We start from the raw sequence: 25249 nt of genomic DNA on the forward strand, positions 1-25249 counted from the left end.
TAACCCCATGTCCGGGTGGATCACTTTTCAATCGGCGAAATTAGCCAGAGTGGATCAGTTTTCGGTCGGCGTTGACACAATCGCGCCAGAATGGGAGCCAGGTGAGCAGGAATATAGCCCCGCTTGTCAGCTCTTATCGCGCGACCTGTCCAATCCACCAGCATTAGATAATCGGTAAAGGCATAAGGCAGGCCCTCCGGTTGGGCTTGGCTTGCGAATGGCAGCAATAAAGGTGGCAATGGCGCGTCTGGTTGCTCTCCCTCAAAGCGTTGCTTGATGCTGGTGTAATCGCTCTCCTCAGGTCGGTCCGCCAATGCCGCCCGTATCGGGTTGAGATCAACGTAGGCCATGCAGGCCAGCAGGGCTGGCTCGGTGAGCAGAGCCTGACTCTTGAAGCGCCCTTCCCAGAAATGGCCCTTGCAGCCATCTTCCCGATTCGCCTGCCGCGCCAGGTTTTCATTGAGCAGCCGCACAAACCAGCTGATGGAATGAAGCCGCTCCCGCCACTGCCCTATCAGTTGTTGCACCACAGCCAGTTCAGGCTCAATCAGGGATTCCCCCTGATACCAGCGCCGCACCAACAGCGGCCACTGGAACAGTGCCGCCCAACGTTCGGCCACCTCCCGCTCACTCCAACTTGCTGCGGTGTCGGGCTCCACTTTGAGCACCAGGTGATAGTGGTTGCTCATCACCGCATAAGCGCAAATACCGATGGCAAACAGTCGCGACAGTTGGCCCAGCTTGTCGACCACCCACTGGCGACGATGCTCGTAACTCTGACCAGAATGGGCATCTTCCCCGCACAGAAAAGCTCGCCGCACGCAGCGGCTGACCACATGGTAGTAAGGCGTATCTTGCAGGCTGATTTGACGTGAACGGGCAATGGTCATGGCTCACCCCCTGGGCTGTGACCTCTCAAGCCAAGTACACGACTAAACCGCTGTCAAAAATGTGGGTGTCCCGACTTATCGCCGACTTATCCCGACTTACACACCCTTCCAGCCTTCTCCAACGGCAAGCCCCCCCCTTCTTACCTGCCGCACCCACCAACCCCAATAAAATCAAGGGCCATGGGAATCCAGCATCCGCTCAGTGCGATTTGTTGAGCTGGCGCAAAAAAGGCGATTTTTCTGATAGTTACGTCATTTTTTGACTGGTGAGATCAGATTCGATTGGCTTAACATAGCCATCCGATGCCTATTCATCTGTGATGGGCTGCTGCTTGGTTAATGGAGCATATTGGAAGCTGTAATCCACGGGCGGTAGCGTGGGATTTGCACTGTGATTGATGAAGTTCGTAGGTTGGCGCGGAGCACAGCGAAGCCCAACAAACGGGAGATATGATTTCCAAAATACGATAAGCCTTTTGGCAAAAAAATATCAAAAGCTAAATTTTATTTTCTCGGTAAAAGTTGGACTCAACTTCGTTCTGTACCAATCTACGAGATTTAACCCAACATACGAGATGTATAACCGGACTTCCAACACTCCTAAATAATGATGAGAATCCATGTTGATTTATATTTATCCTTTAGGTTACCCATGATGAAGATGAAACCAACTTGTTCTCACAGCGCTTAATCATGCATACGAAATGAGATTAAAAAATGTACATGAATATATCTATCGAAGATCACGTTGTACCACAACTATTCACTACTGCAATTGAAGCATATGAGATAGAACATCGAGCTCATCTGAATGGTAAATCTCATAAAAACCTTGAAACCTTTGGTTTGCTATGGGGATATTCCATACCTGAAAAAGGAAGCCTTCCAGCAAGAATTGTATCTACCATGGCAACTGTTGAAACATCTGCTTTAAGACATCAGAATTGGGTACAACCAGATTTTGAATCAATTAAATCCAAAAAGAAGTTTTTCGAAAAATACTGGCCAAACATTGAGTTAGTCGGCACATTTCACTCTCATCCTTATGACAACCTGAGTGAAGTAACAAAGATAAAGGGATGGAGGGCTTCAAGTATTAGAACTACAGGCAATTCTGGAGATGAAGAATTTTGGCCATTATTTCATAAAGAAGTATCACCTGAGCAACCTCATTTAGCTCATCTAATCATAACTATTGCAAAGTTAGAAAAAAGAGGATGGGCTTATCCTAATAGATTGCAAGGACAAGAAGAATCAAAAGGGTATGTTCTCTCTGCTGACGATCGAAAGCTATGGCTTCGAGCATATGCAACCGAAGCAATAACTCAGAACACTATATTAAATTTTATTTTCTCAGATGAAATAACTCTTGACATTCCTTCGCTACAAAAGAGATTCCTGTGAATTAACATTTCAACAGCACCACGCCAAAATAAACACATACATTAACTTAAAGAGATATTACTATGAGTAATGAGTTGTCTGAAAGCAAAATAATGCAAGCTCTTGACTGGGCCTATGATAAAGCAATCAATGGTGTATCCGGTTTAGATTCTGCCTCAGAGTTAGCTGATAGTTATATGAAGAAGAACAGTTCTCCAGCCGACATGGCGAACTCACTTATTCGTTGGCAAAATACTAAAGCCGGCACTTCAGGTTTTTTAACTGGTTTGGGCGGCATTATAACTATGCCGGTCACAATCCCCGCAAACATCGCAAGTGTAATGTATGTTCAAATAAGGATGATTGCAGCTATTGCTCACATAGGCGGGCATGATATCAAGGATGATAGAGTAAAAACCTTGGTATATGCATGCCTTACTGGGAATGCAGCAAAAGACATAATAAAGGATGCAGGCATTGTTATTGGAACTAAACTAACCACCAATGCAATCAAAAATATCTCTGGAAAAACCCTCATTGAAATTAATAAAAAAGTTGGCTTCCGCCTCTTCACTAAATTTGGTGAAAAAGGTGTCATCAATCTAGGGAAGGCTGTGCCATTAGTCGGAGGAATTATCGGCGGCAGTATGGACTCTATAGCAACCAATACCATTGGAAATATTGCCAGAGATACATTTATCACAAACTAACGACAAAACCCCATAATAAATCCCCCGTCACTGGGGGATTTTTATTTCTATCGGTTATCTCAGCTCGGCGGCTTAACCCACCAAAAACGCCCTTAACCGGACAAACTCCGCTGGCAGGTTATGGGAGAGCAGCGGCAGCGCGGCATGCTTGGCAAGCGGGCCCGGCAGCGGCACATCCAGATTCAGGATCTCGTCCACCGACTCCTTGAACTTGGCCGGATGGGCGGTGCAGAGGAACACCCCGACTTCATCTTCAGCCAGCTGCTCGCTCAGCAGATCCCAGGCGATGGCGCCGTGGGGCTCGCACAGGTAATCGAGCTGGTGCAGGCATTTGAGTGCATCGCGAGTCTGGGCATCGTCACGCATGCCTGACCCCAGGGTCTCCAGCGCCCAGCCTTCCCGGCGGCACAGCTCTTCCACCCGTGGCCAGTTGTTGGGGCGGCTCACGTCCATGGCGTTGGACAGGGTCGCGACCGTCTGGTGCGGCTCCCAACTGCCGGTTTTCAAGTAGCGCGGCACGGTATCGTTGGCGTTGGTGGCGGCGATAAAGCGCTTCACCGGCAGACCCAGCGCCTTGGCGATGAGACCCGCGGTGAGGTTGCCGAAGTTGCCGGACGGCACGCTGATGACCGCCTTGGCGCGGTCGGCCTTGGGCAGCTGGGCCACGGCCTCGAAGTAGTAGCAGACCTGGGCCAGCAGGCGGCTGATGTTGATGGAGTTGGCGGAGTTAAGGCCAATCGCCTTTTTCAGCTCTTCGTCGTCGAAGGCATCTTTGACCAGCGCCTGGCAGGCATCGAAGTCGCCGTCGATGGCGATGGTGCGGATGTTGCCGCCCAGGGTGCAGAAGAGCGCCTCCTGCAGCGGGCTTATCTTGCCCTTGGGGTAGAGGATAACCACCTCGATCCCCTCCAGGCCGTAGAAGGCGTGGGCCACGGCGGCGCCGGTGTCGCCCGAGGTGGCGGTGAGTATAGTGATCTTGTCGTTGGTGCGGAAGGTCGCCAGGCACTGGGCCATAAAGCGACCGCCGAAGTCCTTGAATGCCAGGGTCGGGCCGTGGAAAAGCTCAAGGGCATAGGTGCCGTCTTTGAGCTTCACCAGGGGCGCCGGGAAGGTAAAGGCGGCATTGATCAGCTCGCTCACCTTAGGCTTGGGCACTTCGTCCCCCAGCAGGTGGCTGATGATGCGAGCGGAGCGCTCGGCGAGCGGCAGCGCCAGCAGGGCATCCACATCGGCCAGGGGCGCGATGGTTTCGGGGAAGAAGAGCCCCTGCTCGCGGCCCAGACCCTGGCGCACCGCCTGGGCGAAGCTCACCTGTTCACTCTTGTCCTTGATATTGTAAAGATTCATAGCTCGCTTCCTGTTACCCGTGCCCCGGCCATGTCCAGTTTGCAGACCCGGGCAAATCCATCTTCATTGCGCACGAAATGCGCTTCCATCCACTCTTTCATCCGCTCGGCCTGGGCCAGATCCTTCATCACCACGAACACGGTGGGACCTGAGCCCGAGATGCCGGTGGCGAGCGCCCCGTTCTGGGCCGCCTGGGCCCGCACCTCGTTGAAGCCTTCAATCAGGGCCGCGCGGTACGGCTCGGCGATCACGTCTTTGAGCACGCTGGCCGCCAACCCCTCCTGCCCTGTGTAACTGGCGTGCACGAAGGCCGCCAGGCGACGGCCATAGGTGAGGCAATCCTGACGGCGATACTGGGCCGGCAATATGGCGCGGGCGGCGGCGGTGGATACTACTGTACCCGGGTAGCAGACCACCCAGTACCACTGCTCGAACACCGGAATGCCCTGGCTGATGACGCCGTGCTCTTCCAGCACCAGCTGCATGCCCCCCAGATAGCAGGGGGCCACGTTGTCGTAGTGGACTGAGCCGGAAATCTTCCCTTCCATCTCCCCCATCAGCAGCAGCAGGTCGTGTTCATTGAGGGGGGCGCCGTGGAAGGCGTTGAGGCCTTCGAGTGCCGCCACCACGCTGCAGGCGCTGGAACCCAGACCCGAGCCCACCGGCAGGTTCTTCTCCAGCACCATCTCCAGCGGCTTGAGTCTCAGGCCGCGCTTCTCCAGGGCCTCCCCATAGGCAAGCCAGCAGTCATGGAGGATGTTCTTCTTTGGATCATCCGGCAGCTTGTGGGCATAGCGGCCCACGGAGGAGAGGGCAAACGCCACATCGGCCGCCTTCACCTGGACGCGATCCCCGAGCAGGGAGCCATCCACGGGGGCGAGCGCCGCCCCCAGTACGTCGAAGCCCACGCTCAGGTTGGCGCTGGAGGCAGGGGCATAGGCGACCACGCTGTCGCCCTGCGCCATGGCATCTTGTTCAAAATCGGGGTTCATCGCTGAACTCATGTTACAGCTCCTGCTTCCAGTTCTGGGTGCGCAGCACGTCGGCGAAGACACCGGCGGCGGTCACTTCGGTCCCTGCGCCATAGCCGCGCAGCACCAGGGGGATGGGCTGGTAATAGGTGGAGAAGAAGGCGAGCGCGTTCTCCCCGTCTTTTACCTTGAACAGGGGCTCGTCGGCACCGACCGCCTTGATGGCGACCTTGCACTTGCCACCCTCGATGGAGCCGACGTAGCGCAGCACCTTGCCTTCCCGCTGGGCGGCCGCGAACTGGTCGCGGAACCAGCCGTCGGCTTCCGGCAGGCGGGCCATAAAGGACTCCACATCGCCGCTCACATCAAAGCCCGGCGGCAGCGCCTGCTCCACTTCCACATCACAGAGCTCCAGCGCCATGCCGGCCTCGCGGGCCAGGATCAGCAGCTTGCGGGCCACGTCCATGCCGTTGAGATCGTCGCGGGGATCCGGCTCGGTGAAGCCGTTGCCACGGGCAATATTGGTCGCCTCGGAGAACGCCATGCCCTCGTCCAGCTTGCCGAAGATGAAGGAGAGCGACCCGGACAGCACGCCGTCGAAGGCGCGCAGCTTGTCACCGGCCTTGATGAGGTTCTGCAGGTTCTCGATAACCGGCAGGCCGGCACCGACGTTGGTCTCGTACAGGAACTTGCGGCGGGTCTGGCGGGCGGTGCGGCGCAGCGCCTTGTAGTAATCCAGCGATCCGGTGTTGGCCTTCTTGTTCGGGGTGACCACATGGAAACCGGCCGCCAGGAAGTCGGCGTACTGGACGGCAACGGCCTCGCTCGAGGTGCAATCGACGATCACCGGGTTGATGAGGTGACTCTCTTCCACCAGCTTCTTCACCGCCTCCAGGCTGAAGCTGTCACGGGCTTCCACCAGCTGCTCACGCCAGTTGGCGAGGCTCAGGCCATCCTTGTTGACCGCCATCTGGCGGCTGTTGGCGATGCCGACCACCCGCAGGCCGGTGCCCTGCTCGGCCAAGACCGGCTGCTGGCGGGCAATCTGATCCACCAGGGCCGCACCGACGCCACCCACACCGACCACGAAGAGATCGATGAACTGCTGGCTGCCGAAGAAGTTCTGGTGGCATGCCTTGATGGCTTCCGCCACCTTGCGATCCCGCACCACGGCCGAGATGGAACGCTCGCTCGAGCCCTGGGCGATGGCGACTATGTTGATGGAGGCTTGCGCCAGCGAGGTGAAGAAGCGCGCCGCCATCCCCTTGGAGGTGCGCATGCCATCCCCGATGAGAGAGATGATGGCGAGATCTGTCATGATCTCGAGCGGATCCAGCAGCTGGTTCTTGAATTCCAGCTCGAACTCGCGCTCCAGCACCTTGCGGGTCTTGTCGCTGTCATAGCTGTGGATACAGAAGCTGACGCTGTACTCGGAGGATGACTGGGTGATCAGCACTATGCTGACCCCGGCGCGGGAGACGGCGGAGAAGATGCGGCCGGCCATGCCCACCATGCCCTTCATGCCGGGGCCGGAGACGTTGAACATGCACATGCCGGAGAGATCCGAGATGGCCTTCACTTTCAGGTCATCATCCCCCTGCTCGACGCCGATGAGGGTGCCCGGCCCCTGCGGGTTGAAGCTGTTCTTGATGAGGCAGGGAATGTGGAACTGGGCCACGGGGGCGATGGTTTTCGGGTGCAGCACCTTGGCACCGAAATAGGAGAGCTCCATCGCCTCTTTATAGGAGAGGGTTTTCAGCAGGTAGGCATCCGGCACCAGGCGCGGGTCGCAGTTGTAGCAGCCTTCCACGTCAGTCCAGATCTCGCAGCACTCGGCGTCCACGCAGGCGGCCAAGACGGCGGCCGAGTAGTCGGAGCCATTGCGGCCCAGCAGCACGGTCTCGCCCTTGTCGCTGCCACCGGTGAAGCCCGGCATCAGGTAGAGGCAGTCGGAGCGCAAGCCCTTGGCGGCGAAGCGCAGGCGGGAGGCCTCGATGTCGACGTGAGCCTCCAGATAGCCGCCGTCGGTGACCAGCAGTTGCTCCGGCACGATGAGATCCAGCTCGAGGCCGCGCACCCGCAGCAACTCGTGCATGAAGGCGATGGAGAGGTTCTCCCCCCGGCTCAGGATGCGGGCCTGGACGTTGTCCGGGCAGAGCCCCAGCAGGCGGATGCCCTGCATCAGGCGCTCCACCTGATCCAGCTCGGCGGTGAGACGGGCCTGCAGCGCCTTGTCATCCAGCGCCGGGTAGGCTGCCTTCAAACCCGCCAGCAGGCGGGAGAAGATGCCGTTGATCTCGAACAGGGTACTGCTTGCATCCATGCCGCGACTGGTCTGCTCCACCAGGGCGACCAGGTGGTTGGTCACCTTGGCCGGTGCCGACAGCACCAGGGCAACCTGGGATTGGCCGTGGGTGTTCACCGCGATATCGGCGACCCGTAAGAAACGCTCTGCGTCGGCCAGTGACGACCCGCCAAATTTCAACACTCTCATCGCTTTCTCTCCCTGTAAATCTATGAAATTCAATCTAAAAACCAATCCAACAAAAAGGCCCGTACTGGGTGGGTACGGGCCTTTTAAGATTTCTGTGCTTGTTCGTCAGCGCATCAACCGGCCCCAGTGCCACCTGTGGTGGTACCGGTAATAATGGTGGTGGTGATGATGTTGGTGAATAGCTGCATGACGAACACTCTTGAACGAAACTGGTTGTTAGCAATACCTTGCCGGACCTTGGGCTGTCAACCTAAACCTCCTTGCCAAACTTGCGGGCGAGGTCTTTGCAGAGCAGATGCAGCATATTCAGATCCCGCTGCGGCAGCATGGGAACTCGGTCCATCACCCATTGATGCAGTTTTTCATCCTGAGAAACTCCGATTTCACCAAGCAATTCTGCTGTTTTTGATTTGAGTACGCGAACCTGCCCGGCACCATCAAAATTTTCTGCTACTGCCTGGGGTTCGTCCAGCAGGGGACTCATCTCGTAGGCATACAGCATGATCGCCTGCCCCAGATTCAAGGAGGGATAACTCACCTTGAGGGGCAGATAGCTGATGAGATCCACCTGGGCAAGCTGTTCGTTGGAGAGGCCCGACTCCTCGCAACCGAAAACGATGGCCACCTTCCCAAGGGAGGGCTTGGCGCGGATCTGATCGCGGATCTCGGCCGGTGTGAGGTAGTGCTGATAGCGGCCGCGCTGGCGGGCCGTGGTGGCGACCACCAGATCCATGTCGGCCAGAGCCGCTTCCAGGGTGTCGAAGGCTTCTGCCTCGGTCAGGATCTCCTGGGCGCCATGCGCGACCCAGCTCGCCTCCTCCTCTTGGTGTACCCGGCTCCCTACCAGTCGCATGGCATCGAAGCCCATGGTTTTCATGGCGCGGGCGGCCGCACCCACGTTCGCCGCGCGAGCGGGGGCCACCAGTACAAAATAGAGTTTCATCGGGTTTCTCCTGAACAGGGCCAGCGCCGCGAACTGCAGCAAACCGCCGGCAAAACAGGGGCGCAATCTACCGTTTATCCCCGAACATTGCCACTTGAACAGATGTTTGGATGTTGCCATAGTGGCCGGACGAGTGGGTCCCCGCCCTACCGGCACAGACGCCATGGGCCCGATACATCACAAGGAAGAGAGAGATGCAGCAGCCATTGGAACAGGCGGTCGCCGAGACGATCTTGCAGCGTTTCGAATCGTTTTACAGCCGCTTTCTCGAAATCACCCAGGGCAGCAAGAGCCGCTTCGAGAACAGCGACTGGTTGGGGGTGCAGCTCGCCGGGCGCGAGCGCATTCGCCTCTATGATCATCACGTCGGCGCCACCACTGCCCTCATCAAGCAGATGATGGGGGAGCAGCTGCCGACCCAGGCCCTGCTCAAGCAGGTGAAGGGGGCCTTCAGCGATCTGCTACCCCGCTGCGAGAACTTCGAAGTGGCGGAGTCCTTCTTCAACTCCGTCTATCGCCGGATCTTCCGCCATCGCAACATCCGCGACGAGAACCTCTACATCCACCCCTTTCGCAGCCGGGGTGAGCACCCGGATCTGAGCGCCTTGCTGCGAGTCTATCGCACCGACCTTGCCCACCTGCCCCAGACCCTGAGCCAGCTGCTCGGGGATTACAGCTTCACCCTGCCCTTTGAGGACAAGCAGCGGGACATCATCGACATTCATCGCCATCTGGCGGAGAGCGGCCCGGCCATACTGCACGAGGAGCCGTTCGCCATCGAGCTGCTCAAGGAGGTGTTCTACCGCAACAAGGGGGCCTATCTGGTGGGGCTCATTCGGGTGAAGGGCGAGGTGCATCCCTTCATCCTGCCCCTGCTCAGCACGGGCCAGAGCATCTATGTGGACACCGTCATCTTCGAGCCTGAGCTGGCCTCCATCGTATTCGGCTTCGCCCGCGCCTACTTCATGGTCTATGCCCCTGTGCCGGCCCTGTTCGTGCTCTTCCTGCGCCAGATCATGCCCCGCAAGCCGGACTACGAGATCTACAACGCCATCGGTTGCCAGAAGCACGGCAAGACCGAGCTCTATCGTCACTACCAGCAGCACCTGGCCCAGAGCCGGGAGCAGTTCGTCATCGCCCCCGGCATCAAGGGGATGGTGATGAGCGTGTTCACCCTCCCCTCCTACGACGTGGTGTTCAAGGTGATCAAGGACGAGTTCACCCCGCCCAAGGATGTGAGCCACGAGCAGGTGAAGGCGAAATACCGGCTGGTGAAACAGCACGACAGGGTGGGCCGCATGGCCGACACCCAGGAGTTCACCAACTTCGAGTTTCCCCTGGACCGCATCTCCCCCGAACTGCTGGCTGAACTCAAGACGGTGGCTCCCTCGGCGCTCACCATCACCGCCGACAAGCTGGTGATCAAGCACCTCTACACAGAGCGCAAGATGATCCCGCTGAACCTCTATCTGGATCAGGCGGACGAGCAGCAGACCCGGCTCGCCCTGGAGGAGTACGGCAACGCTATCCGCCAGTTGGCGGCGGCCAACATCTTCCCCGGGGACATGCTGTTCAAGAACTTCGGCGTGACCCGCCACGGCCGGGTGGTGTTCTACGACTACGACGAGATCTGCTACATGACGGAGTGCAACTTCCGTCAGATCCCGCCGCCGCGCTACCCGGAGGACGAGTGGAGCGCCGAGCCCTGGTATTCGGTGGCCCCGAACGACATCTTCCCCGAGGAGTTCGCCACCTTCCTGCTGCAAAAGCCCCAGGTGCGGGAGATCATGATGCAGCTGCACAAGGAGCTGTTCGATGCCAACTACTGGAAGATGCTGCAGGGAAACATCAAGGAGGGGGTGTTCGAGGATGTCTATCCCTACAGGCGCAAGAAGCGATTTCGCTTTCAGCGGGGGGGATGAACCCGGCTGAATCAGCAAAAAGGGACGCCGTGGCGTCCCTTTTTCTGGCGTCAGGCTGCGACAGCCCCTGACGACAAACCCGCTTATTTCAGCGCATCGAAGGTCAGCAGCGTGGCCTTGCCGGCATCCTTCAGCACCAGCTGTTTGCCGCTTATCTGGAAGCTCGTCACCTTCTCCAGCGTCTGCAGGTAGCTCATCTCCTTGCCGGCCAGATCCCCCACGCACATCATGCGCGTCGAGCCCATGGCGCCCAGCGTCAATACCCCGTCACCCTGCTGGGTGATGCCGCCAAAGTAGCGGTTGCAGCCGCCCTTGCCCGCCACCTTGTCGCCGGCGACCTGCAGGGTGAAGGTATCACCGCTCGCCCCTTGCAACTGCCAGGTGGATGCTTGCAGCTCTGCCAGGGTGGAACCCGTTGCCATGGCGCAGCCTCCCAGGGCCAGCGCGGCCAGCAGGGTCAGTTTCTTGTTCATGAGTTCACCTCGTGATGGAGAAAGTCGTGAAGACACAGAGTGAGGGGGCCTGTTTATCACGACTCTGGCGCCGATTAAAACTCTTTTATTGTGATCGTGGTTCCCTTTACTCCCTGCTGGCATGTGCCATGCTTGTAGTCCTGTTCGGACCCAGGGAGGGGAAACGAATGGTCAAGTCTCTCGTTATCGCACTCGCATCAAGCCTCGCCTTTTCGGCCCAGGCTGCCGACTGGAGTTTTCTCCAGACCGAATCAGACAGCCAGCTCTACGTGAAAAGCTATTCCGGCGTATTGCTCGGCAACCAGACCCATACCGGCGACCATTTCGATATCTGGCTCATCAACACCGGCTACCAGTATCCGGTAGAGGATGACATCAGCCTCTACATGGAGGCCGGGCCCGCGGTGGGCCGCCACAGCGAACAGGCCGGCTTCAATATCAGCTCGGGGGTGCGCTACCGCCTCTCCCCCTCCCTCAACATCGGCAGCCAGCTCAAGCAGCTGGAAGTGAGCAAGGCCAGCACCCTGGTGGAGCTCAACAGCAGCCTGCTGGTGACGCCGCAGCTGGCCATCACGGCCAACTACGGCCTCAGCGCCTTCAGCACGGAGCACTTCCTCACCCTGGGGGTGGGGTTCAACTTCTGAGGGCTCAGAGGAGCCTGGCGCCACTGACCAGCACGCCATTGAGATCGGCGTAGACATAGTCCCCTGGCGCTATGCTCACCCCGGCAAACGACAGCACCACATCCAGCTCCCCCTGTCCGCGTTTCTCGGTCTTGACCGGACAGGCCGCCAGCGCCTTGACCCCGAGCGCCAGCGTCGCCAGGGTGCCCACATCCCGCACGGCGCCGTGGATAAGGATCCCTTCCCATCCCTGCTCCACCGCCTTGATGGCCAGCTGATCCCCCAGCAGCGCCCGGCGCAGGGAGCCGCCCCCGTCGATCACCATCACCTTGCCATGACCTGGACGGTTGACCAGTTCGCGCACCAGGCTGTTGTCCTCGAAGCAGGAGAGGGTGACCGCCTGGCCGTAAAACAGCGGCTTGCCGCCATAATCGTGAAACAGCGGCTCTGCCACCTGCAGGGCATCGCCATGTTGATCGCAAAGGTCGGGCAGTAGATCCAGCATTGTCAGCATCCTTCCATGGAGTGAATGAGTCCGCTCATTCTTTCATCATGTGGACAGGCTGACAATCCAGCAAGCAGCCGCTATCCCCGTATGGTGTGAGGCCCATTCAGCCTCTCACCATGCGGAGGTTCTGAGAGTCCAGCGGGACGCCAGCTTGCCAAGGTGGCATGGCGCCCCCTTCAGCAGGACGGGCACCAGCCAGAGTTCGCCCTCCTCCACCCAGTAGAGGGCGTTCTGGCCGAAGCGGGCGGCCAGCCGAATGGCCTCGGCCCGAGGAAGACGCAGCAACAGGGACGCCTCCTGCCAGCGCTCATCCGGATCGCTGCCCCACACGGGCCCCATCATCAGGGCATCGGCAAGCTGACGTGACAGGGCGCGTTGACGCCGGGCATTGCGGCGCATCCCCACCCACCGACTCGCCGGATTCCAGGCCGTGACGATGGCGTAGGCAGGCCAGGGGGGCGGGGCGAAGGGGGCAATAAAACACACATTTCTGTAGTTTTCCCACAAAGTCATGTCAACCACATGTTGCATCCCATTACATTTCTTAAGGGCGAAAAAGCGGGCCAGCCCAAGTATGATGCAGCGAACCTCGGGATTGACTTATATCAAACCTGAGTTAAAAAGTTGCTATCTGACGGCAAAGAGTGTTGTTATGCGCCTGTTAACTGATAAAATGCAGCAACTTTTGTAATGGACTACCCTTCCAGGCTCCTCTCGATCAGACTTGTTGAGAGCCTATGTGCGGCACAGGGATGTTTGCCAACATAGATACCAAATTCGCGATGATTCGACCTGATATTCATACCCAGGATGACGTAATAAATTTTCAGGACCGGTCGGATAACGCCAAAGAGTGTTAAAATTTCGATAATTAACTGATAAGAATCTGGGAATACTCATGCAAACACCACATATTCTGATCGTCGAAGACGAGCTGGTCACCCGCAACACCCTCAAGAGCATCTTCGAGGCCGAAGGCTACATAGTGCTGGAAGCCAACAATGGCGACGAGATGCATCAGGCTCTGACCAGCCACACCATCAACCTGGTGATCATGGACATCAACCTGCCGGGCAAGAACGGCCTGCTGCTGGCACGCGAGCTGCGTGAAGATGACAACATCGCCCTGATGTTCCTGACCGGCCGTGACAACGAAGTGGACAAGATCCTGGGGCTGGAGATAGGCGCCGATGACTACATCACCAAGCCGTTCAACCCCCGCGAGCTGACCATACGTGCCCGCAACCTGCTGAGCCGCACCATGAACGTGGCCGCCGGTGGCGAAGAGAAGAAGCTGGTAGAGCGTTACCTGTTCAATGGCTGGGCGCTGGACATCAACAGCCGTGCCCTGGTCAGCCCGGCGGGCGACATGTTCAAGCTGCCCCGTTCCGAATTCCGTGCCATGCTGCACTTCTGCGAGAACCCGGGCCAGATCCAGACCCGTGCCGAGCTGCTCAAGAAGATGACAGGCCGTGAGCTCAAGCCCCACGACCGTACCGTGGATGTCACCATCCGCCGCATTCGCAAGCACTTCGAGAGCGTGGGTGACACCCCGGAGATCATCGCCACCATTCATGGCGAAGGCTATCGCTTCTGTGGCGAGCTGGAGCAGGAATAATCCCTGCCCGGTGAAGCGAGAGGCGCCTGCGGGCGCCTCTTCTGTTTCCGGCCGCCGTCACCGCGCGGATCCGCCAAAACAAAAAGCCCACTCAGTCGAGTGGGCTTTTTGCATGAAAGCTGGAGCGGGCAGCGGGAATCGAACCCGCATCATCAGCTTGGAAGGCTGAGGTAATAGCCATTATACGATGCCCGCAAGGCATCAGGAACGCAGCAGATACAAGGCATGGAATCGGCGTCTGAAGAGACGTGCCAGAAGGAGGCAGCAACGAGACGGGACAGGTACCGGGTATCAGAATGTGGAGCGGGTGATGGGAATCGAACCCACGTATGCAGCTTGGGAAGCTACCGTTCTACCATTGAACTACACCCGCGTCAGTGGCCTCTACTATATGCATTTTGCCGGCGAGCGCAATCACCGCCTTCGTGTTTTTTGCCATAAATCAAGCTGTTCGGCCAACTATTGAGCATGACGCTGCTTTTTCAAACAAAGACGTTCACACTCCCGGATCTGCGAGGTTGCCAAGCCGTGGGGGCGACGATAGTCTTGCGCCACTCGACCGAGGAGGGTGGTAATGGACAAGAACAAGCAGAAACATCTCTATGGCTGGTTGCGCAAACAATCTGGCCATGGCCGGCGCTGGATCGGTCTTTCCATTGGTCTGGGCATGGGACAGGGCATACTGATGGTGATGCAGGCCTGGCTGCTGGCCACCCTGCTCCACGGCTTCATCATCGAGGACACCACGCCCGAGCAGTCCATTCCCCTCTTCATTGCCCTGCTGCTGGTGACCCTGACCAAGGCAGCGCTGGCCTATGGCCGTGAGGTGGCAAGCTTCAGGGCGGGCAGTGCGGTACGCCAGGCCATCCGCGAGCTGGTGCTCACCCGCCTCGCCCGCCTCGGCCCTGCCTATATCCAGCGCCGCCCAGCCGGCAGCTGGGCCAGCCTGCTGCTCGAGCAGATCGAAGAGATGCAGGAGTTCTTCTCCCGCTATCTGCCCCAGATGGCCATAGCCGTCTTCATCCCTCTGGTGATCCTGGTGGCCGTGTTCCCGGTCAACTGGGCCGCCGGCATCATCTTGCTCGGCACCGCGCCCCTCATCCCGCTCTTCATGATCCTGGTGGGGGTCGGCGCCGCCGATGCCAACCGCCGCAACTTCCAGTCCCTGGCGCGGCTCTCCGGCCACTTCCTCGATCGCCTCAAGGGCTTGCGTACCCTGCAGCTCTTCATGCGCACCCAGGCGGAGGGTGAGGCCATTCGCGACGCCTCGGAAGATTTTCGGGAGCGCACCATGGAGGTGCTGCGGCTCGCCTTCCTGAGCACCGCCGTGCTGGAGTTCTTCGCCGCCATCGCGGTGGCCCTGGTGGCGGTCTACTTCGGCTTCTCTTACATAGATCACCTCAACTTCGGCAACTATGGCGTCAAGGTAACGCTCTTTACCGGCCTGTTCGTGCTGTTTCTCGCCCCCGAGTTTTACGCGCCGCTGCGGGAACTCGGCGCCCACTACCACGCCAAGGCGCAGGCCATAGGCGCCGCCGAGCAGCTGCTGGAGTTTCTCGAGGCCGAGGTCAGCGAGCCGGCCTCAGGGAGTGCCCCCTTCCAGGCCGATGGCCCCATCAGGGTGGAGGCCCACGCCCTGGAGGTGCTGAGCGCCGAGGGCAAGGTGCTGGTCGGCCCCATCGATTTCACCCTTGAGGCAGGCACGCGCACAGCCCTGGTCGGGATCAGCGGGGCCGGCAAGAGCTCCCTGGTCAACGCACTGCTCGGCTTTGCCCCCTATCGCGGTTCGCTTCGTGTCAACGGCCAGGAGCTCGCCGAGCTGGACATGAGCCAGTGGCGGCTGCAACTGGGCTGGCTCTCCCAGAACCCCCAGCTGTTCCACGCCTCCCTGAGAGACAACCTGCTGCTGGCCAGGCCCACGGCCAGCGACGCCGAGCTGGAAGCCGCCCTGGTGCGGGCCCAGGCCTGGGAATTTGCCAGGGAGAAGGGTTTCGACTATCCGGTCGGGGATCAGGCCGGTGGCCTCTCCGTCGGCCAGGCCCAGCGCCTCGCCCTGGCCCGCACCCTGCTCAAGTCCACCCAGTTGATAGTGCTGGATGAACCCACTGCCAGCCTGGATCGCCACTCCGAACGCGCCATCATGAGCACGCTCGAAGACGCAGCGAAAGGCCAGACCCTGCTGATGATCACCCACCGCCTCGATCAGCTCAGCCAGATGGACAACATACTGGTGCTGGAGCGCGGCCAGCTGGTGGAGCAAGGCCACTTCGCGCAACTCTGCCAGGCACAGGGGCCCTTCGCCCGTCTGCTATCCCAACGTTCAGGGGATTCTCTCGATGACTGATCTACTGCCGTTCCTGCGTCTCTACCGCCAGCACTGGCTCAGCCTCTCCCTCGGCCTGCTGCTGGCCCTGGTCACCCTGGTGGCCGGGATGGGGCTGCTCTCCCTCTCAGGCTGGTTCCTCTCCGCCGCCGCCGTGGCGGGGCTGGCAGTCGCCAGCCGGGACACCTTCAACTACATGACCCCGGCCGGCGGGGTGCGCTTCTTCTCCATAGTGCGCACCGCCAGCCGCTGGGGTGAGCGAGTAGTGAGCCACGACGCCACCTTCCGGGTACTCACCCGGTTGCGGGTCTGGTTCTGGCAAAGGCTCTCCCCCCTCTCCCCCGGCACCCTGGCCGGTTTTCGTCAGGCGGACCTGCTCAACCGTCTGGTGGCCGACATCGACGCCATGGATCACGTCTACCTGCGCCTCGTCACTCCCATCGGAGCGGCCCTGCTCAGCTGTGCCGGGCTGGTGTTCTTCCTCTCCTTCTTCGACAGCCGCCTGGCGCTGACCCTGGGGGCCATACTGCTCTTTGGCATGCTGGCCCTGCCGCTGGTGTTCTATTTCGCCGGCCGCGCCCCCGGTCGTCGACTCATCGCCGAGAAATCCACCATGCGCACCCGCATGGTGGATTACCTGGACGGCCATGCCGAGCTGCAGATGTTCGCCGCTGCCCCCAAGGCGCTGGCCGAGCTGCAACAGGCCGAGCAGGCCCTGATCCAGGCCCAGGCCCGCATGGCCAGGGTGAGCGGCCTCGCCAGCTTCTCGGTCCAGCTGCTCAGCGGCTGGACCCTGACCCTGATGCTGTGGCTCGCCGGTCACGGCGTCGGCGGTGGCACCCCGGATCCCATCACGGCGCTCATGGTGTTCGCCACCCTGGCGAGCTTCGAGGCGCTGCTGCCCCTGGCGGGTGCCTTCCAGCACCTCTCCACCAGCCTCACCTCGGCCCGTCGTCTCAACGAGATACTGCAGGAGGCCAAGGCGCCAGAGTGGGGAGAGGAGCAGGCGCCCGCGACTCAAGGCGCCTTGCAGATACAGGATCTCCACTTCGCCTACCCGGGCCAGGACGGCCCCGTGCTGCGAGGCTGCACCCTGCAACTGAACCCCGGCGAGAAGCTGGCGCTGCTGGGGCAGACAGGGTGTGGCAAGTCCACCCTGATGGGGCTGCTGACCCGGGAGTGGACGGCGCAGACCGGCGAGATACTGCTGGATGGCAAACCCCTGACCCGGTATGGCGAAGGGGCACTGCGCGCCTCCTGCTCGGTGGTGAGCCAGCGGGTGCATCTGTTTGCCGATACCCTGCGCGGCAACCTCAAGCTGGCCGCCCCCGATGCCAGCGACGAGCGGCTGACCGAGGTCCTCACCCAGGTGGGTCTCGCCACCCTGCTGGCAGGGGAAGATGAAGAGGCCGAGAGCGGACTGGACGCCTGGCTCGGGGATGGCGGCCGCCCCCTCTCCGGCGGCGAGCGCCGCCGCATCGGCATCGCCCGCGCCCTGCTGCACGACGCCCCGCTCTGGCTGCTCGATGAGCCGACCGAAGGTCTCGACAGCCAGACCGAGCGGGAGATCATGGCCCTGCTGCTCAAGCTGGGGGCAAGGCGCTCCCTGCTGCTCATCTCCCACCGCCTGCTGGGGCTGGAGCAGATGGACAGGGTGGCCCTGATGGAAGAGGGCAAGATCCGCCTCTGCGCCCCGCACCACGAGTTGCTGGCAGATGACTATTACCGCAGCCTGCACCAGCGGCTGGCTCCCGCCTGATGAAAGCCAACGAACAAGGGGCAGGGATCTGCCCCTTGTCTTGTGGAGAGTGCCAAGATCCCCGTCACAGCTCGCCTCCCGGGCGAAAAATGGGGCTGGTCGCAGGCAGCGACTGCCCCCTATAATGGCCCCCTCACTGTTCAACAAGACCTCGACATGAAACGCCTGATCCTGATGATGCCCCTGATTGCCTCCGGTTGTGCCGACTTCGCCTTCAACAGCAATCTGGACAAGGAAAACTTCGACGAGTATTTCAAGCCGGGCGGCGTCCGGATCTATGAGCAGAACCAGCTCGCCGACCTCAACTACCTCTACCTCGGCACAGTCGAGGGCGAGTCCTGCCAGGCCGACGCCAATCAGGCGGTGCCCAATGCCGGCGAGGCCCGTACCCTGGCCCGCCGCCGCGTGGCCGACATGGGCGGCAACGGCGTCAGCTTCGACAAGTGCGCCGAGTTCAGCGATGTGCCGGGCTGCCTGAAGCAGGTGATCTGCTACGGCCAGGCGCTGAAAGTGGCCGAAGAGAAGTAAGGTCTCGGCATGGCTCTCGCCATCGTCCGCCTCGGCAGCCCCCGTCTCCCCGATGAGGGGCTGCGCATCGGCACAGTGCGCCGCCCGCCCCGCGGCGTGCCCAAGAGCGATTTTGCCAGCCAGGATTGGTACGACGTCTGGTTCCCCAACCTGGCCCCCAGCGCCGAGACCATGAAGCTCGGTCAGGCCGCCGAGACCCCGGCCCAGTGGGCCGCCTTCTGCAAGCAGTACAAGGCCGAGATGGCGAGCCCCGCTGCCCGCCACGATCTGGCGCTGCTGGCGGCCCTCTCCCACACTACCAACCTGTCAGTGGGCTGCTACTGCGAGCAGGAGTCCCGCTGCCATCGAGCCCTGCTCAAGGCACTGCTGGCAGAGTGCGGCGCGCTGCTGCGCTGACGCCAGGGCAAAGAGGGCACCCTGCCCTCTCTCGTTTTGCCTCTGCGCCTCCCCCTGCCGACCTATGACGGTGAAAGCTCCCGCACCCGCTGCCGCAGCGCCGCCTCCTCGGCCAGGGTCATGCCCGCCGTAATCGCCTGCTCGTTGCTGGCCAGCCACGCCACCAGATCGGCCACCGTCTCCTCCAGCGGCCGGAAGTTCAGACCGTGGACGATGGCGGCCTCGGCGCTGATGCTGCCATAGCCGGCAAACTCGGCCTGGGTGTTGGGCAGCAGCGTGGGATAGCTCTGCCAGGGTTCGACCCCGGCCGCGATCAGGGCAGGCCAGGGGATCCACTCCGGTTGCAAGGGGGAGACCGGTATCAGGCGGGCCGCCAGACGCTCCACCCAGTCCACCAGCAAGATGCCGGGCTTGACGAGGTTGAAGCAGCCCTCCAGCCGCTGCTCGGCGGCCCGCAGCACGAACTCGGCGCAGTCGCGCACGTCCAGGTATTGCAGCCTGTCCTGCCCCTCCCCCGGCAGCAGCCAGGGTCCTCCTTGCTGCACCCGTTGCACCCACCAGGCCAGGCGACCGGTCGGGTCGAAGGGGCCGCACAGCACGCCGGGGCGCACTATGCAGAGTCGCTCCCCCCAGCGAGCCCGATACTCGGCCTCGCACAAGACCTTGAGCGGACCGTAGCCGCTGGCTGACTCGCCGGGGGCCACCTGGTGCAGCGGCGCCGACTCGTCCATCTCGGGCCGGGCGAAGTCCCGATAGACGCTGATGGTGGAGATGAAGATGAGCCGCTCGCAGCGCCCGAGCAGGGCTGTCGAGAGGCTGGCCGCCTGCGCTGGGTCATAGCAACAGGTGTCGATGGCCAGATCCCAGTGCAGTCCCTCCCCCAGCAAGGGCTCCAGGCTCTGATCCCTGTCCCCCTGCAGCTGGGTCAGCTCGCGCCAGTCAGGGTGCTGGCGGTGACCCCGATTGAACAGCGTCACCTCATGACCCCAATCCAGGGCCAGCGAGCTGAGGTGGCGCCCCAAAAAGCCGGTGCCGCCGATAATAAGCAGTTTCATCCCTGTCTCTCCTGTGCGCCGCGGTGCCATGACCCCGGCCAATCCCTGTTCTTCTCCCACCCTACGCAAGTTGACGCCAGGGCACAGCCTCGGATGCCGCGCTCTGCGACCGGGATCACAGGGGCCCACGACTGTGGCGACGCCTGCGTTTTCGGTCCGCCTGTGCTACATTGCCGGGGTTTTCAGCCAGGATCCGCCATGAAGTTCCACATCGACACCCTAGGGATCATCCGCTCTCCCTACAAGGAGAAGTTCGCCATCCCCCGCCAGCCCGGCCTGGTCAAATCGGCCCGTGCCCGCCTGGAGTTGCTGCCTCCCTACGATCAGCCGGACGTGCTGCGCGGCATAGAGCAGTTTTCCCACCTCTGGCTCAGCTTCGTGTTTCACCAGACCATGGCCCAGGGCTGGCACCCGACGGTGCGTCCGCCGCGCCTCGGCGGCAACGAGCGGGTCGGGGTCTTTGCCACCCGCTCCACCTTCCGCCCCAATCCCCTCGGTCTCTCCGTGGTCGAGCTGCACGGGGTGGGCCGCGAGCGAGGAAAACTGTGGCTCGACCTCGGCGCCGTGGATCTGCTGGACGGCACCCCTGTGGTCGACATCAAGCCCTACATTCCCTATGCCGACAGCCTGCCCCAGGCACGGGGTGGCTTCGCCCCCGAGGCCCCCACTCCGCCGCTGGCGGTGAGCTTCAGCCCAGAGGCGGAGCAGCAGCTCATGCCCTGGCTCAAGACCCACCCCGAGCTGCGCCAGCTGGTGAGCGAGGTGCTGGCCCAGGATCCCCGTCCCGCCTACAAGAAGGGCAAGCCGGACGACAAGGAGTACGGGGTCAGGCTGTTCGAGCTCAATGTGCGTTTTCGCATCCGCGAGCCAGACTGCCTGGTGTCGGCCATAGAGCCCGCCTGATCCTCTCCTCGCCAGCCCAGGCCCATAAAAAAACCACCCGCTCGGGTGGTTTTTTGCTGCCGCCGCCGGATGGCGGCACTCAGCGGCGCTGCAACAGCAGGCTGCCGATGGAGTAACCGGCGCCGAAGGAGCAGAGCACCCCGCGGGCCCCGCTCGGCAAGTCCTGGTTGAACAGGTGGAAGGCGATGACGGAGCCCGCCGAGCTGGTGTTGCCGTAGCTGTCCAGGATCACCGGTGCCTCCTGCTGGCTGGCGTCGTGGTCCAGCAGCTTGCGACCGATGAACTGGTTCATGGTGAGGTTGGCCTGATGGAGCCAGAGGCGGTTCAGCTCCCCCGCCTGCCAGCCCTGCTCCCCCAGCTGTCCCTCTATCTGTGTGCACACCAGGGGCAGCACCTCCTTGAACACCTTGCGCCCCTGCTGGCGGAACAGCTTGTCATCCCCATAGCGGGTGCGCGGGCTGAAGCGGTTCAGGAAGCCGAAGTTGTTGCGGATGTTGTTGGAGTACTGGGTCACCAGCTTGCTGGCCACCAGTTGCCAGGGGTTGGCCACCTTGCAATCTTCTTCCCGCTCCAGCAGCACGGCGGTGCAGGCGTCGCCGAAGATAAAGTGGCTGTCCCTGTCGCGGAAATTGAGATGCCCAGAGCAGATCTCGGGATTCACCACCAGGGCCAGTCTGGCGGTGCCGGCCGCCAGCAGATCCGCCGCCGTCTTGATGCCGAAGGTGGCGGAGGAGCAGGCCACGTTCATGTCAAAGGCCATTCCGCTCGCCCCCAGATAGTGCTGCAGCTCGATGGCCAGCGCCGGGTAGGGGCGCGGCATGTTGGAGGCCGCGACGATGACCAGATCTATCTCCCCCGGCTCGCGACCGGCGGCGATCAGCGCCTGCTCGGCGGCGGCCACTGCCATCTCCACCATGATGGAGGGCTGGTCATCGGGGCGCTCCGCCAGCAGGGGCTGCATGATGTCCGGATCCAGCACCCCCTCCCTGCTCACCAGATAGCGGCTCTTGATACCGGACGCCTTCTCGATGAACTCGCAGCTCGAATGCTGCTTGGCGGGCAGTTGGCCCGCATCGATGGCGGAGGCATTCTCCTCGTTGTAGAGATCCACATACTGGTTGAAGGCCGCCACCAGCTCTTCATTGCTGACGGCAAAGGGCGGGGTATAGAGGCCTGAGCCACTGATTACGATAGAGGTCATCTTTGCTCCTGGCCGGGTGCAATCCCGGCTTGTCTGTTTTTTAGGGTTCAGGGGGTCACAGCTGGTCGATCGCGGCGGCGAGACCAGCCAGGGTCAGCGGGTGCATGCGCCCGCCAATCACATCATTCATCAGCCTGATGGAGGGGTGCCAGAGCCACTCCTGCCTGGGGACAGGGTTGATCCACACCAGCCGGGGGAAGTGGTGCTGCAGTCGCTCCAGCCACACCTGGCCGGGCTCCTCGTTCCACTGCTCCACGCTGCCACCGGGCCAGGTGATCTCGTAGGGACCCATCTTGGCGTCCCCCACCAGGATCACCCGATAGTCGCTGCCGTAGGTGCGCAGCAAGCTCAGGGTGTCGACACGCTCCTGGGCACGGCGGTTGTTGTCCTGCCAGACGACGTCATAGAGGCAGTTATGAAAATAGAAGAACACCAGGTGCTTGAACTCGTGGCGCAGGGCACTGAAGAGACGCTGCACCTCGGCCACGTGGGCATCCATGGAGCCCCCCACATCGAAGAACACCAGCAGCTTGACCCCGTTGTGGCGCTCGGGTCTGAGCTTCACATCGAGCCAGCCCTGGCGGGCCGTGCTCTGGATGGTGTCGTCGAGATCCAGCTCCGAGGGATTGCCCTTGCGCACCCAGCGCCTGAGCTTGCGCAGGGCCAGCTGGATGGCCCGCTGGCCGAGCGGCGAGTCGTCGCTGAAGTTGCGATAGTGGCGCGCCTCCCACACCTTGGTTGCCTTGCCATGCCGGCCCTCGCCTCCCATGCGGATCCCCTCGGGGTGGAAGCCGCCATGGCCGAACGGACTGCTGCCCCCGGTGCCCACCCACTTGTTGCCGCCGGTGTGGCGCGCCTTCTGTTCACGCAGGCGCTGGTTGAGGGTCTCCAGCAGCTTGTCGAGCCCGCCGAGGGATCCGAGCAAGGCTTTCTCCTCAGAGCTCAGCAGCCGCTCGAACTCCTGGCGCAGCCAGTCATCCGGCAGCGTCTCGGGCAGCAAGGGGATGGCCTCCAGCCCCTGGTAGTACTCGGCGAAGGCGCGATCGAAGCGATCATAGTGAGCCTCGTCCTTCACCAGCAGGCTGCGGGACAAGCGATAGAAGTCGTCCATGTCCACGCTGGCGAGTCCGGCCGCCAGGGCCCCGTAGAGATCCAGCAACTCCCGCAGGCTGCAGGGCAGCTTGTGACGGCGCAGGTGAAGGAAGAAGTCGATCAGCATTCAGCCGCCGCGACGCGCCAGGAAGGCGAGCTTCTCGAAGAGGTGCAAGTCCTGTTCCGTCTTGAGCAGGGCGCCGTAGAGGGCGGGCACCAGCTTGCCAGGCTCCCGGCTGCGCAGCGCCTCGGGGGCGATGTCATCGGCCAGCAGCAGGCGGATCCAGTCCAGCAGCTCGGAGGTGGAGGGCTTCTTGCGCAGCCCCTCCACGTTACGCAGCTCGAAGAAAAGATCCATCGCCTCGCCGAGCAGGCTCTCCTTGAGGTCGGGATGGTGCAGCTGGACTATGGCCTGCATCTCGGCCTGGTCGGGGAAGCGGATGTAATGGAAGAAGCAGCGGCGCAGGAAGGCGTCCGGCAGCTCTTTCTCGTTGTTGGAGGTGATGATGACCACCGGACGCTGGCGTGCCTTGACGCGCTCCCCTGTCTCATAGACGTCGAACTCCATCCGATCCAGCTCCAGCAACAGATCGTTGGGAAACTCGATGTCCGCCTTGTCGATTTCGTCGATGAGCAGCACCGGCCTCTGCGAGGCAGCGAAGGCCTGCCACAGCTTGCCACGGCGGATGTAGTGATTGATGTCCCCGACCCGCGGATCCCCGAGCTGGGAGTCCCGCAGCCTAGCCACCGCATCATACTCATAGAGCCCCTGCTGGGCCCTGGTGGTGGACTTGATGTGCCAGCTGATGAGGTCGGCACCGAGCGACTCGGCCACCGCCTCCGCCAGCACCGTCTTGCCGGTCCCCGGCTCCCCTTTGATCAGCAGCGGCTTCTCCAGCACGATGGCGGCATTGACGGCCATACTCAGTGACTTTGATGCGAGATAGCGATCGCTTCCTGCAAATCCCATGAGATCCATTCCTTTGGTCGCAGGAGAACCACGAGGTCCTTCGGCGAGAGAGAATAAGTTCTATATGTTGTAATAACATATTGTTATAACGATTCGTCACTTCTCATTCAGAAACCACAGGGTAATCTTGTTTCATCGCCTTAACAAACACAGGGATAGCACCATGAGCAAAATTTTTGAGGACAACAGCCAGACCATAGGCAACACCCCGCTGGTTCGTCTCAACCGTGTTACCAAGGGCCGCGTGCTGGCCAAGATCGAGAGCCGCAACCCGAGCTTCAGCGTCAAGTGCCGGATCGGCGCCAATCTCATCTGGGATGCCGAGAAACGCGGCGTGCTGACCAAGGGCAAGGAGATCATCGAGCCTACCAGCGGTAACACGGGCATTGCCCTGGCGTTCGTGGCTGCGGCCCGTGGCTATCCCATCACCCTGACCATGCCTGCCACCATGAGCCTGGAGCGCCGCAAGCTGCTCAAGGCGCTCGGTGCCAACCTGGTGCTGACCGAAGGCCCGCTGGGCATGAAGGGCGCCATCGCCAAGGCCAACGAGATCCTCGAATCCGAGCCGGGCAAGTATGTGCTGCTGCAGCAGTTCGAAAACCCCGCCAACCCCGAGATCCATGAGCAGACCACAGGTCCCGAGATCTGGGACGCCACCGACGGCGAGGTGGATGTGTTTGTGGCCGGCGTCGGCACCGGCGGCACCATCACAGGGGTCTCCCGCTACATCAAGCAGACCAAGGGCAAGGCCATCGTCTCCGTGGCGGTCGAACCCTCCGAGTCCCCCGTCATCAGCCAGAAACTGGCGGGTGAAGAGATCAAGCCCGGTCCCCACAAGATCCAGGGCATAGGCGCCGGCTTCATTCCGGGCAACCTGGACCTGACCCTGCTGGATCGCGTCGAACAGGTGAGCAGCGAGGAGTCCATCGAGATGGCTCGCCGCCTGATGGAAGAGGAAGGCATACTGGCCGGTATCAGCTCAGGCGCCGCCGTGGTGGCTGCCGCCCGTCTGGCCGAGCTGCCGGAGTTCGAGGGCAAGACCATAGTCGTCGTGCTGCCGAGCGCCGCCGAGCGCTATCTCTCCAGCGCCCTCTTCGCCGGCGTGTTCAGCGAGCAGGAACTGCAGCAGTAATTGATCGT

At 61.2% G+C, this 25249-nt stretch carries 23 protein-coding genes and 2 tRNA genes; 11 read left to right on the forward strand and 14 right to left on the reverse strand.

Translation table 11 applies throughout. The features are described from left to right. Positions 1–20 precede the first annotated feature (20 nt). Positions 21–890, reverse strand: coding sequence for a transposase (locus HB860_RS13160; protein ID WP_247626943.1), 870 nt, complete (start codon positions 888–890; stop codon positions 21–23). 723 nt (positions 891–1613) lie between these two features. Here HB860_RS13160 and HB860_RS13165 point away from each other — a divergent pair. Both HB860_RS13165 and HB860_RS13170 read left to right on the forward strand, forming a co-directional pair. Beyond that, positions 1614–2294: a hypothetical protein gene (locus HB860_RS13165; RefSeq protein ID WP_247626944.1), complete on the forward strand. Its 681-nt coding sequence runs from the start codon at positions 1614–1616 to the stop codon at positions 2292–2294. 62 nt (positions 2295–2356) lie between these two features. Next, a complete protein-coding gene (locus HB860_RS13170) occupies positions 2357–2983 on the forward strand; it encodes an EcsC family protein (protein WP_247626945.1) in 627 nt (208 codons plus the stop codon). A 72-nt stretch (positions 2984–3055) separates the two neighbouring features. On the opposite strand, the gene thrC is transcribed toward HB860_RS13170, so the two are convergent. The 4 genes from thrC to HB860_RS13190 all read right to left on the reverse strand — a co-directional run bounded on the left by thrC (position 3056) and on the right by HB860_RS13190 (position 8738). Continuing rightward, a complete protein-coding gene (gene thrC, locus HB860_RS13175) occupies positions 3056–4330 on the reverse strand; it encodes a threonine synthase (protein WP_247626946.1) in 1275 nt (424 codons plus the stop codon). Further along, the gene (gene thrB, locus HB860_RS13180) at positions 4327–5295 is read right to left on the reverse strand and encodes a homoserine kinase (RefSeq protein WP_247627139.1); all 969 of its coding nucleotides are present in this window, start codon (positions 5293–5295) and stop codon (positions 4327–4329) included. The genes thrC and thrB overlap by 4 nt, the downstream gene beginning before the upstream one ends. A gap of 40 nt (positions 5296–5335) precedes the next feature. Further along, positions 5336–7795: a bifunctional aspartate kinase/homoserine dehydrogenase I gene (gene thrA, locus HB860_RS13185; RefSeq protein ID WP_247626947.1), complete on the reverse strand. Its 2460-nt coding sequence runs from the start codon at positions 7793–7795 to the stop codon at positions 5336–5338. Between the two features lie 250 nt (positions 7796–8045). Beyond that, on the reverse strand, positions 8046–8738 hold the full coding sequence (locus HB860_RS13190) for a tRNA/rRNA methyltransferase (protein ID WP_247626948.1): 693 nt from the start codon (positions 8736–8738) through the stop codon (positions 8046–8048). 194 nt (positions 8739–8932) lie between these two features. Here HB860_RS13190 and aceK point away from each other — a divergent pair, with 194 nt between their 5' ends. Further along, the gene (aceK, locus tag HB860_RS13195) at positions 8933–10660 is read left to right on the forward strand and encodes a bifunctional isocitrate dehydrogenase kinase/phosphatase (protein ID WP_205642167.1); all 1728 of its coding nucleotides are present in this window, start codon (positions 8933–8935) and stop codon (positions 10658–10660) included. 83 nt (positions 10661–10743) lie between these two features. Here the strand turns inward: aceK and HB860_RS13200 are convergent, their stop codons facing one another. Next, positions 10744–11133 carry an META domain-containing protein gene (locus HB860_RS13200; protein ID WP_247626949.1) on the reverse strand — a complete coding sequence of 130 codons (390 nt, stop codon included), beginning with the start codon at positions 11131–11133 and terminating at the stop codon, positions 10744–10746. 167 nt (positions 11134–11300) lie between these two features. Between HB860_RS13200 and HB860_RS13205 the strand changes: the two genes are divergently transcribed. Then, positions 11301–11777, forward strand: a complete 477-nt coding sequence (locus HB860_RS13205) for a hypothetical protein (protein ID WP_247626950.1) — start codon at positions 11301–11303, stop codon at positions 11775–11777. A 4-nt stretch (positions 11778–11781) separates the two neighbouring features. On the opposite strand, the gene HB860_RS13210 is transcribed toward HB860_RS13205, so the two are convergent. Both HB860_RS13210 and HB860_RS13215 read right to left on the reverse strand, forming a co-directional pair. Continuing rightward, positions 11782–12261, reverse strand: a complete 480-nt coding sequence (locus tag HB860_RS13210; RefSeq protein ID WP_247626951.1) for a putative 4-hydroxy-4-methyl-2-oxoglutarate aldolase — start codon at positions 12259–12261, stop codon at positions 11782–11784. Positions 12262–12375: 114 nt separating this feature from the next. Next, positions 12376–12777 carry a DUF3293 domain-containing protein gene (locus HB860_RS13215; RefSeq protein ID WP_247626952.1) on the reverse strand — a complete coding sequence of 134 codons (402 nt, stop codon included), beginning with the start codon at positions 12775–12777 and terminating at the stop codon, positions 12376–12378. 385 nt (positions 12778–13162) lie between these two features. On the opposite strand from HB860_RS13215, the gene arcA reads away from it, so the two are divergent. Beyond that, the gene (gene arcA / locus HB860_RS13220; protein ID WP_010673581.1) at positions 13163–13882 is read left to right on the forward strand and encodes a two-component system response regulator ArcA; all 720 of its coding nucleotides are present in this window, start codon (positions 13163–13165) and stop codon (positions 13880–13882) included. A 120-nt stretch (positions 13883–14002) separates the two neighbouring features. Here arcA and HB860_RS13225 read toward each other — a convergent pair. Both HB860_RS13225 and HB860_RS13230 read right to left on the reverse strand, forming a co-directional pair. After that, a tRNA-Gly gene (locus HB860_RS13225) sits at positions 14003–14077 on the reverse strand. Positions 14078–14181: 104 nt separating this feature from the next. Beyond that, positions 14182–14255, reverse strand: a tRNA-Gly gene (locus HB860_RS13230). 201 nt (positions 14256–14456) lie between these two features. Between HB860_RS13230 and cydD the strand changes: the two genes are divergently transcribed. The 4 genes from cydD to HB860_RS13250 all read left to right on the forward strand — a co-directional run bounded on the left by cydD (position 14457) and on the right by HB860_RS13250 (position 18888). Then, positions 14457–16226 carry a heme ABC transporter permease/ATP-binding protein CydD gene (gene cydD / locus HB860_RS13235; RefSeq protein ID WP_247626953.1) on the forward strand — a complete coding sequence of 590 codons (1770 nt, stop codon included), beginning with the start codon at positions 14457–14459 and terminating at the stop codon, positions 16224–16226. Continuing rightward, complete coding sequence (gene cydC / locus HB860_RS13240) at positions 16219–17964, forward strand: heme ABC transporter ATP-binding protein/permease CydC (protein ID WP_247626954.1); 1746 nt, start codon at positions 16219–16221, stop codon at positions 17962–17964. Before cydD ends, cydC begins: the two co-directional genes overlap by 8 nt. 156 nt (positions 17965–18120) lie before the next feature. Continuing rightward, positions 18121–18492 (forward strand): Rcs stress response system protein RcsF, encoded by a 372-nt coding sequence (rcsF, locus tag HB860_RS13245; protein WP_005325859.1) that lies wholly within the window; start codon positions 18121–18123, stop codon positions 18490–18492. Between the two features lie 9 nt (positions 18493–18501). Further along, entirely contained in the window at positions 18502–18888 is a 387-nt protein-coding gene (locus tag HB860_RS13250) for a DUF488 domain-containing protein (protein ID WP_247626955.1), read from the forward strand. Between the two features lie 62 nt (positions 18889–18950). Here HB860_RS13250 and HB860_RS13255 read toward each other — a convergent pair whose 3' ends face one another. Beyond that, a complete protein-coding gene (locus HB860_RS13255; protein ID WP_247626956.1) occupies positions 18951–19943 on the reverse strand; it encodes an NAD-dependent epimerase/dehydratase family protein in 993 nt (330 codons plus the stop codon). A gap of 198 nt (positions 19944–20141) precedes the next feature. On the opposite strand from HB860_RS13255, the gene tsaA reads away from it, so the two are divergent. Continuing rightward, entirely contained in the window at positions 20142–20846 is a 705-nt protein-coding gene (tsaA, locus tag HB860_RS13260; RefSeq protein WP_247626957.1) for a tRNA (N6-threonylcarbamoyladenosine(37)-N6)-methyltransferase TrmO, read from the forward strand. A gap of 79 nt (positions 20847–20925) precedes the next feature. Here tsaA and HB860_RS13265 read toward each other — a convergent pair whose 3' ends face one another. Genes HB860_RS13265 through HB860_RS13275 form a run of 3 tightly spaced genes read right to left on the reverse strand, consistent with a single transcriptional unit; the run spans position 20926 to position 24109 of the window. Further along, positions 20926–22047, reverse strand: a complete 1122-nt coding sequence (locus HB860_RS13265; RefSeq protein ID WP_247626958.1) for a beta-ketoacyl-ACP synthase III — start codon at positions 22045–22047, stop codon at positions 20926–20928. A gap of 55 nt (positions 22048–22102) precedes the next feature. Then, positions 22103–23266, reverse strand: coding sequence for a vWA domain-containing protein (locus HB860_RS13270; protein WP_247626959.1), 1164 nt, complete (start codon positions 23264–23266; stop codon positions 22103–22105). After that, entirely contained in the window at positions 23267–24109 is an 843-nt protein-coding gene (locus HB860_RS13275; protein ID WP_247626960.1) for an AAA family ATPase, read from the reverse strand. It lies immediately after the preceding gene. 163 nt (positions 24110–24272) lie between these two features. Between HB860_RS13275 and cysK the strand changes: the two genes are divergently transcribed. Then, positions 24273–25241 (forward strand): cysteine synthase A, encoded by a 969-nt coding sequence (gene cysK, locus HB860_RS13280; protein WP_202046831.1) that lies wholly within the window; start codon positions 24273–24275, stop codon positions 25239–25241. Positions 25242–25249: the final 8 nt, after the last annotated feature.

The sequence above is a fragment of the Aeromonas genomosp. paramedia genome (assembly GCF_023093515.1).
In the GTDB taxonomy this organism is placed as follows: Bacteria; Pseudomonadota; Gammaproteobacteria; order Enterobacterales; family Aeromonadaceae; genus Aeromonas.